Raw genomic sequence first — 7,725 nt, 5'->3', positions numbered from 1 at the left:
CCCTTCCGGGGGACCGCGAGCAGGCGCCCATCGGCGCCGCCGGCGCGCTCGCGTACGCCCTGCTCGGGCCGCTGCGCGGCCTGCCGACCGCGCACGGCACGCTCCAGGTGGTCGCCGTCACCGGGGCCGGGCTGGCGCTGGCCTGGCTGCCCGGCCTCGCCGGGGCCCGTCCGACGATCCGCGCCCGGCGTCGCCCGCCCGGCGGGTGCCGGACCGGCCCCGGGGCCCGCCCCGGGCGCCCCCGCCCGCACCGGCGCCCGCCGTGGGCCGACCCGGCCCGCCGGGACAGCGCCGCCCGCCGGCTGCTCGGGGCCGGCTTCGCCGCCGCGATCTTCCAGCCGCTCTACAACGGCGGCCTGATCGACCGGTTCTCCCCGGACGGCCCCGCCTACGGGGCGTTCCTGACCGCCGTCGCCGCGCTCGCCGCCCTGTGCGACGCCACCCTGGCCGCCGTGCTGCGGCGCTCGGCGACCGGGCTGCGCCTGCCCGCCGCGCTGGAGGACGAGCTGCGCTCGCTGTTCGGGATCGGCTCGGCGATCGTCGCCACCGGGATGCTGGTCAGCCTCGCGGCCGGCGAGGTCGGGCTGTGGGCGCTGCCGCTGTTCTGCACCCCGCTGCTGCTCGCCCAGGTGTCGTTCCGGCGGGCCGCCGCCGTGCGCGCCACCACCGGGCAGACCATCGCCTCGCTGGCCCGCGCCACCGAGGTGGCCGGCTACACCCCGCACGGGCACGCCCGCCGGGTCGCCGACACGGCGTGCGCGCTCGGCCGCGAGCTGGGCCTGGGCACCCGCGAGCTGGCCCTGCTGGAGTACGCGGCGCTGATGCACGACGTCGGCCAGCTGTCCCTGGTCGAACCGGTGCCGGACGGCGCCACCGCCGTGCTGCCCTGCGCCGAGCAGCAGCGGATCGCCCGCCTGGGCAGCGAGGTGATCAGCCGCACCGGGGTGCCCCGGCAGGTCGCCGAGCAGGTCGCCCGGCTGGCCGACCCGTGCGCCGGGACGGCCGGCGGGGAGGGGCCCGTCCCGCTCGCCGCCCGGATCATCCGGGTCGCCAACGCCCACGACGACCTGCTGACCGCCGCCCGCGGCCGGGGCGTCGGTGAGGCGGTCGGGCGGCTGGAGGCGCTGGAGGTGCTGCGGCTGGGCCGGGGGCGGGTCTACGACGCGCGCGTGGTGGACGCGCTGGCCCGGGTCGGCGGCCAGGCCCGCTGAGGCCCCGGTCCGCGGGGCCGCCGCGCCCCCGGGACCCGGCACGGGTTGAGGAGGCGGCCCCGGACGGGCAGGCTGGGGAGGGCGGACCCCAACCTCGGCGGTGGGGAGCGCGGGCGGGGGCGGGCGTGGTTGGATGCGGTCGTAGCGTGGAACACCGACCCGGGGCACCGGGCTCCGTACGCCGCCCCGGGCACCACGGGGCGCCACCGGGGCGGTGTGCACCGGGACTTGAGCGGACGACGACGGCAGGGACGAACGTGAGGATCTTCCACCGGGCACGGCACCGGCCGTCCGCCACCTGGCGGCAGACGACCGACCGGGCCTTCACGCTGATCGGCGACGGCCGCTACGAGGACGCCGGCGCGCTGCTGGTGATGGCCGCCGACCTGGAGCCCTGGCTGTCCGACTCCTGGTTCAACCTCGCCCTGCTGCACAAGTTCCGCCGCGACTGGGAGCAGGCCCGCTCCGCCGGCCTGCGCGCCGTCGCCCTGCTCGACCGCGAGCACGGCGCCCCCGACTGGTGGAACCTCGGCATCACCGCCACCGCCCTGCAGGACTGGCCGCTGGCCCGCCGCGCCTGGCAGGCGTACGGCCTGCGGCTGCCCGGCGGCCCCGGCGAGACCGGCCCGGTCGCCCTCGACCTCGGCACCACCCCGGTGCGGCTCTCCCCGGACGGCGAGTCCGAGGTGGTCTGGGGCCGCCGGCTGGACCCGGCCCGGATCGAGGTGCTGTCCATCCCGCTGCCGTCCTCCGGCCGCCGCTGGGGCGAGGTGGTGCTGCACGACGGCGCCCCGCACGGCGAGCGGGTCACCGACGGGGTCGCCTACCCCGTCTTCGACGAGATCGAGCTGTGGGCGCCCTCGCCCGTGCCGACGTACGTGGTGCTGCTGCAGGCCGCCACCGCCGGCGACCGGGACGCGCTGGAGCGCCTCGTCGCCGACGCCGGGTACGCGGCCGAGGACTGGACGTCCTCGGTGCGGCTGCTGTGCCGGGCCTGCTCGGAGAGCCGGATGGCCGCCGACGACGGCCTCGCCGCCCACCACGACCCGCACGACGACGGCGACGCCGCCCACCCCGGGCACCTCAGCCACCTCAGCCAGGGCGGCGCCGCCGGCATGTCCTGGCTGGTCGAGCGCGAGTGCGGGATCGCCGCGCCCGCGCACCTCGTCCGCACCCTGCTGGACCGCTGGGTGGGGGCCGCGCCGGACAGCCGGGCGTACCGGGATCTCGAAGAGGTCTGCTGAACCCCGCTGAGTACCCTGGTGAGGTACGCGTAGACCGACGGAAGCGGAAGACATGGCGGAGCAGGCCGAGCAGCACGGGCACGACCACGACCACGAGCACGACGTGGAGGGGGCGGCGCCCGAGACCCCCGTGAAGGTGATGGGCGAGGAGCCCGACCTGACCAAGGGGACCGCCCGCCCGATCACCGTCGTCGGCAACCCGGTGCTGCACCGCGAGGTGAAGACGGTCACCGCCTTCGACGGCGAACTGTCCGCGCTGATCGACGACATGTTCCAGTCGATGTACGCCGCCGAGGGCGTCGGCCTCGCCGCCAACCAGATCGGCGTCGACCTGAAGGTCTTCGTCTACGACTGCCCCGACGACGAGGGCGTGCGCCACATCGGCCACGTGATCAACCCCGTGCTGGAGGAGTACCCGGCCGACCGGCGCCGCGTGCTCGACGACGGCAACGAGGGCTGCCTGTCCGTCCCCACCGCGTACGCCGAGCTGCCGCGCCCCGACTACGCCGCGGTGACCGGCGTCGACAAGGACGGCAAGCCGATCCGGGTCGAGGGCACCGGCTTCTTCGCCCGCTGCCTGCAGCACGAGACCGACCACCTGTACGGGACGCTGTACATCGACAAGCTGTCGAAGCGGGACCGCAAGGACGCGCTGCGGCAGATGGCCGAGGGCACGGCGCGCTACGCCACGGTGCCGAACGAGTAAGCGGTCGACGGCGGTTGACGAGGGCCGGTGCGGGGGATCCCCCGCACCGGCCCTCGCCGTTGCGCGGGTCGACGGGTCGACGGGTCGGCGGGTCAGCGGGCCGGCAGGGTGAGCTCGGCGCGCAGGCCGCCGGCCGGCTCGGGGGCCAGGCGCAGCTCGCCGAACCAGCCGCCGACCATGCCGACCGCGGTGAGCAGGGCGAGGGCGTAGCCGCAGGCGGTGAGGAGGGAGTCGAGGATCTGCTGGCGGGCGGGGGCGTCGGAGCGGTAGCGGGGGTTGGCGGAGGTGAGGGGGTAGTTGGGGATGTACTTCATGCCGACGTACACGACGGCGAGGGAGAGGGTGCCGGCGGTGACGGCGAAGAGGGTGTAGCTGAGGGTCAGGCGCATCCGGGCGGTGAGCCGGCGGGGGCGGACCCGGCGGGCTTCGTCGCTGGTCACGGCGTGTCTTCGGGGTGGGTGAGGCGGTAGCCGACGCCGGGCACGGTGTGGATGAGCCACGGGTCGCCGAGGCGGCCTGCGGCGGTGAGGAGATCTGGCACTTCGAGCTGCTGACGGCCCCCGGCGGGGCGTGTCCGGCGCAGCTGCCGGACGCGGCCGGGTAGGGGCGGTCCCGTGCTGTGGGAGGCGGGGTCGGCCCGTGTCCGGTTCCCGGTGCGCGCCCGAGGGGTGCGACGCGGGGCGGTCGTGGTGCCGGTGTGGCGGCGCGGGTGGGTGGCGGGCGGCGTCGGGGCTGCTGGTCGCGTTCGCGCTGGCCGGGCACCGGTGGGTGCCGGACCTGGGGTGGAACCTGCGGAGCCTGTGGGAGAGCGCGCTGCCGTGGAGCGGGCTGGTGGCGGTGGTCGTGCTGGGGTGTGCGGCGGCGCGGCTGCGGGCGTAGCGGGCCCTACCGCGGGGTGGCGTCGAGGGCGGGGGCGAGGGTGGCGAAGGCCCGGTCGGTGAGGGCGGCCGGGTCCTCGCTGCCGTCGCCGGAGCTCCACTGCTGGAGGACGACGTCGAAGGCGGTCAGGGCGGTGCCGGCCGCGAGCCGGGGGTGGAGGGCGGCGGCGTCCAGGCCCAGCCGGGCGGCGAGTTCGGCGGCGAGTTCGTCGCGCCACTGTGCCTGGTGTTCCAGGAAGCGGGCGTGCAGGGCGGGCGTGCCGAGGATCAGCCGGACGACGCGCAGGGTGCGCTCGGCCTGGCCGGCGCAGGCGTCGACGCAGGCGCGGACGGCGTGCCGGAGGGCGGCGGAGGGCGGCTCCCCGGCCGGGCGGGAGGCGAGTTCGGCGCGCATGCCGGCGCCCAGCCCGGCGAGGAACTGGACGACCACGTCCTCCTTGGAGGCGAAGTAGCGGAAGAACGTCCGCTTGGACATGCCGGCGCAGGCCGCGATCTCGTCGACGGTGACCGCGTCGAACCCCTTCTGGGCCAGCAGGCCCAGTGCGGCCCTGGTCAGTTCGTCGGCGACGAGCTGCCGCTTGCGCTCGGCCAGGCTCGCGGTGGGGGTGGTGGTCACCCCGTCATGCTACACAGCGCGCCGACTGTGGCGTCGAATGACCTCCTTGACACTTGGTGACACGCGAGGCAACGTGTGACGCATGACGAAGTCTCAGGCATGGACCACCGAGCGGATTCCGGACCAGACCGGGCGGGTGTTCGTCGTCACCGGGGCGAACAGCGGCCTCGGGCTGGCGACCACCCGGGCGATCGCCCGCAGCGGCGGCCGGGTGATCCTCGCCGTGCGCGACGAGGCCAAGGGGCGGTACGCGGCCGAGCGGATCGCCGCCGACCGGCCGGGCGGCCCCCTGGAGGTGCGCCGGCTCGACCTGGCCGACCTCGACAGCGTCCGCTCCTTCGCCGAGCGGCTGCGCGCGGACGGTGTCCGCCCGGACGTCCTGGTCAACAACGCCGGGGTGATGGCGCCGCCGCGCACCCTCAGCGCGCAGGGCCACGAGCTCCAGTTCGCCGCCAACCACCTCGGCCACTTCGCGCTCACCGGGCTGCTGCTCGACCTGCTGGCCGAGGGCGAGGACCCGCGGGTGGTCACCGTCAGCTCGACCAACCACCGGCGGGGGCGCATCGCCTTCGACGACCTCGACGGCGGGAGCCGGTACTCGCCGATGGGCCACTACAACCAGTCCAAGCTCGCCAACGCCGTCTTCGGCCGGGAGCTCCACCGGCGCCTGGCCGCCGCCGGCAGCCCGGTCCGTAGCCTGCTCGCGCACCCCGGCTACGCCGCCACCAACCTGCAGACCGGTTCCCCGGTCGGGGTGGTGAAGCTGCTCTTCGGCCGTCTGCTGACCCCGCTCGCCCAGACACCCGAGCGCGGCGCGCTGCCGCAGCTGTTCGCCGCGACCGACCCGGCGGCGCTGAGCGGTCAGTTCATCGGCCCGGGCGGGACGGGTGAGCTGCGCGGCGCCCCGAAGGTCGTACGGCCGGCGGAGGCGGCCGACGACGCCGGGACGGGGCGGCGGCTGTGGGAGCTGTCGGAGCGGCTGACCGGGGTCACGTTCCCGTTCCCGGCGGCCGGGTGAAGGCGGCCGGGGTCATGCGCCGTGGTCCGGTGGGGCCGGGGCGTACTGGGCCAGCCCGTGGCCGAGCGACCAGTCCGCCGGCCCGTTCTCGGTCAGCGTGACGAACACGTTCCGCGGCTCGGTGCCCGCGTACGCCTCGGCGAGTTCGGCGATCCGCCGGTAGAGGGCCCGCTTCAGGTCCGGCGTCCGGCCGGCGCGCAGGGTGATCGCGATGTAGACGATGCCCTCGTCGCGGTGCACGCCGAGGTAGTCGCCGAAGCGCAGGGTGCTGTGGACGCCGTCGTGGCCGACCAGGACCTGGAAGTGGTCGTCCGGCGGAATGCCGATCGTCTCCACCAGGGCCTCGTGCACCGCGCGGCCGAGGGCGTCCAGGCGTGCGCTGTCGGCCCGCAGGGCGTCGATCCGGACGAAGGGCATCTCGGGTTCCTCCTCGGGTTCCTCTCGGATTCCTCTCGCGATCGGACGCGGTCCGCCCGTACATACTAGTAGGTACGGGGAGTTGGCGAGGCGTCAGACCGGTGAAGGCTAGGGGAGGGTGAGGGTCGCCAGGGCGCCGCCGTCCGGGTGGTTGGCGAAGGTGAGGGCGGCGCCGATGACGCGGGCGTGGCCGGTGGCGATGGTGAGGCCCAGGCCGTGGCCGCGGCCGCGTTCGGGGGCGTTGGTGCGGAAGCGCTGGGGGCCGTGCCGGAGCAGGTCGTCGGGGAAGCCGGGGCCGTGGTCGCGGACGGTGATGCGGCGGCCGTCGACCCGCAGCAGGACGGGGCCGGCGCCGTGGCGGTGGGCGTTGAGCAGCAGGTTGCCGAGGATCCGGTCGAGGCGCCGCAGGTCGGTGCGGACCTCCTGGTCGGTGGTGATCTCGACGTCGACGTCCAGTGCGGTGAGGGTGACCGTGCGGCGCACCGCGCGTTCCAGCGGGACGGCGCACAGGTCGGGGGCCTCGGCGTCGGCGTCCAGGCGGGAGACCTCCAGCAGGTCCTCGACCAGGCCGCGCAGCGCCTGGACCCGGTTCCGCACGAGCTGGGTGGGGCGGCCGGGCGGCAGGAGTTCGGCGGCGGTGACCAGGCCGGTGAGCGGGGTGCGCAGCTCGTGGGCGACGTCGGCGGTGAAGCGCTGCTCGTCCTCCAGCCGGCGGTGCAGGGTGCGGGACATCAGGTCGACGGCGGCGGCCAGGTCGGCCACCTCGTCGCGGCCGTCGACGAGTTCGCCGATCCGGGTGTCGGTGCCGCCGGCGGCGATGCCCCGGGCCGCGGTGGCCGCGGTGCGCAGCCGGCGGCTGATCCGGTCGGCGACCAGGACGCCGGCCAGCACGGTGGTGAAGACCGCGGCGACGACGGTGATCAGGATGATCCGGTCCAGGTCGGCGATGGCCCGGCGGTCCTGGGTGAAGTCGACCCGGACGGAGAGCACGCCGTCGCGGACCGGGGCGGCCGCCCACATCGACTCGCCCGGGCCGTCCGCCGCGAGCAGGGTGCCCCGGTGGCCGCCGGCGGCGAGGGCGCGCAGCCGGTCGGGCAGGGCCGGGTCGTCCACCGCGCTGCCCGGGCCGGCCGGGCCGTCGCCGCGGCCGTAGCCGGCGAGGGCCGAGTCGAGGGCGGTGAGCGAGGCGGTGCGGGCCTGGTCGACGTGCTGACGGATCATCGCCCGGTGGACCAGCAGGCCCACGGCCACCGCGACCAGGACGGAGATGGCGGCGACGGCGGTGGCGATCTGGCGGCGCAGGGTCATGCCGGGCGCCGCAGCTTGTAGCCGAACCCGCGGACGGTCTCGATCCGCTCGGCGCCGATCTTGGCGCGCAGCCGCTGCACGTGGACGTCGACGACGCGGGTGTCGGCGCCCCACTCGTAGTCCCAGACGCGTTCGAGCAGGGTGCTGCGCTCCAGCACGATGCCGGGCGCGGCGGTGAACTCCAGCAGCAGGCGCAGTTCGGTGGGGGTGAGCGGGACGAGGCGGCCGTGGACCCGGACCTCCATGCTGTCGGTGTCCACCTGGAGGCCGTCGAAGCTGCGCAGGGCGGCGGCGGGGGCGTCGGGGGCGGTGGGGACGACGCGGACG

Annotated in this window: 10 protein-coding genes; 5 read left to right on the top strand and 5 right to left on the bottom strand. The window is 76.2% G+C overall.

What is annotated here, in order from left to right; translation table 11 throughout:
* From VM95_RS36470 to def, 3 genes are all read left to right on the top strand, one after another.
* Positions 1 to 1,211: HD-GYP domain-containing protein (locus VM95_RS36470; protein ID WP_045705372.1), on the top strand; the 1,211-nt coding region annotated here is incomplete at its 5' end.
* Between the two features lie 257 nt (positions 1,212 to 1,468).
* Positions 1,469 to 2,455, top strand: coding sequence for a tetratricopeptide repeat protein (locus VM95_RS36465; protein ID WP_045705370.1), 987 nt, complete (start codon positions 1,469 to 1,471; stop codon positions 2,453 to 2,455).
* 139 nt (positions 2,456 to 2,594) lie between these two features.
* Entirely contained in the window at positions 2,595 to 3,161 is a 567-nt protein-coding gene (gene def, locus VM95_RS36460; RefSeq protein ID WP_078861136.1) for a peptide deformylase, read from the top strand.
* 92 nt (positions 3,162 to 3,253) lie between these two features.
* Here def and VM95_RS36455 read toward each other — a convergent pair whose 3' ends face one another.
* A complete protein-coding gene (locus VM95_RS36455) occupies positions 3,254 to 3,601 on the bottom strand; it encodes a hypothetical protein (RefSeq protein WP_045705367.1) in 348 nt (115 codons plus the stop codon).
* A gap of 199 nt (positions 3,602 to 3,800) precedes the next feature.
* Here VM95_RS36455 and VM95_RS36450 point away from each other — a divergent pair, with 199 nt between their 5' ends.
* Complete coding sequence (locus VM95_RS36450; RefSeq protein WP_045705365.1) at positions 3,801 to 4,040, top strand: hypothetical protein; 240 nt, start codon at positions 3,801 to 3,803, stop codon at positions 4,038 to 4,040.
* A 6-nt stretch (positions 4,041 to 4,046) separates the two neighbouring features.
* On the opposite strand, the gene VM95_RS36445 is transcribed toward VM95_RS36450, so the two are convergent.
* Positions 4,047 to 4,655 carry an acyl-CoA-like ligand-binding transcription factor gene (locus VM95_RS36445; protein ID WP_045705363.1) on the bottom strand — a complete coding sequence of 203 codons (609 nt, stop codon included), beginning with the start codon at positions 4,653 to 4,655 and terminating at the stop codon, positions 4,047 to 4,049.
* 82 nt (positions 4,656 to 4,737) lie between these two features.
* Here VM95_RS36445 and VM95_RS36440 point away from each other — a divergent pair, with 82 nt between their 5' ends.
* Positions 4,738 to 5,673 (top strand): oxidoreductase, encoded by a 936-nt coding sequence (locus VM95_RS36440; RefSeq protein WP_045705361.1) that lies wholly within the window; start codon positions 4,738 to 4,740, stop codon positions 5,671 to 5,673.
* Between the two features lie 12 nt (positions 5,674 to 5,685).
* Here the strand turns inward: VM95_RS36440 and VM95_RS36435 are convergent, their stop codons facing one another.
* From VM95_RS36435 to VM95_RS36425, 3 genes are all read right to left on the bottom strand, one after another.
* Positions 5,686 to 6,090: a tautomerase family protein gene (locus VM95_RS36435; protein ID WP_045705359.1), complete on the bottom strand. Its 405-nt coding sequence runs from the start codon at positions 6,088 to 6,090 to the stop codon at positions 5,686 to 5,688.
* Positions 6,091 to 6,198: 108 nt separating this feature from the next.
* Positions 6,199 to 7,398, bottom strand: coding sequence for a sensor histidine kinase (locus VM95_RS36430; protein WP_045705357.1), 1,200 nt, complete (start codon positions 7,396 to 7,398; stop codon positions 6,199 to 6,201).
* Positions 7,395 to 7,725 (bottom strand): winged helix-turn-helix domain-containing protein (locus VM95_RS36425; RefSeq protein ID WP_045705355.1); only part of this gene is annotated, 331 nt, incomplete at its 5' end. The genes VM95_RS36425 and VM95_RS36430, both read right to left, overlap by 4 nt.

Source organism: Streptomyces rubellomurinus (genome assembly GCF_000961885.1).
In the GTDB taxonomy this organism is placed as follows: domain Bacteria; phylum Actinomycetota; class Actinomycetes; order Streptomycetales; family Streptomycetaceae; genus Kitasatospora; species Kitasatospora rubellomurina.
Note: the sequence above shows the minus strand (reverse complement) of the source record. Positions and strands in the feature narration are given on the sequence as shown.

Excerpts from the sequence above, each read along its gene's own strand:
- def (WP_078861136.1), top strand. The coding sequence starts at position 2,595 with ATGGGCGAGGAGCCCGACCTGACCAAGGGGACCGCCCGCCCGATCACC.
- VM95_RS36440 (WP_045705361.1), top strand. The coding sequence starts at position 4,738 with ATGACGAAGTCTCAGGCATGGACCACCGAGCGGATTCCGGACCAGACC.
- VM95_RS36435 (WP_045705359.1), bottom strand. The coding sequence starts at position 6,090 with ATGCCCTTCGTCCGGATCGACGCCCTGCGGGCCGACAGCGCACGCCTG.
- VM95_RS36430 (WP_045705357.1), bottom strand. The coding sequence starts at position 7,398 with ATGACCCTGCGCCGCCAGATCGCCACCGCCGTCGCCGCCATCTCCGTC.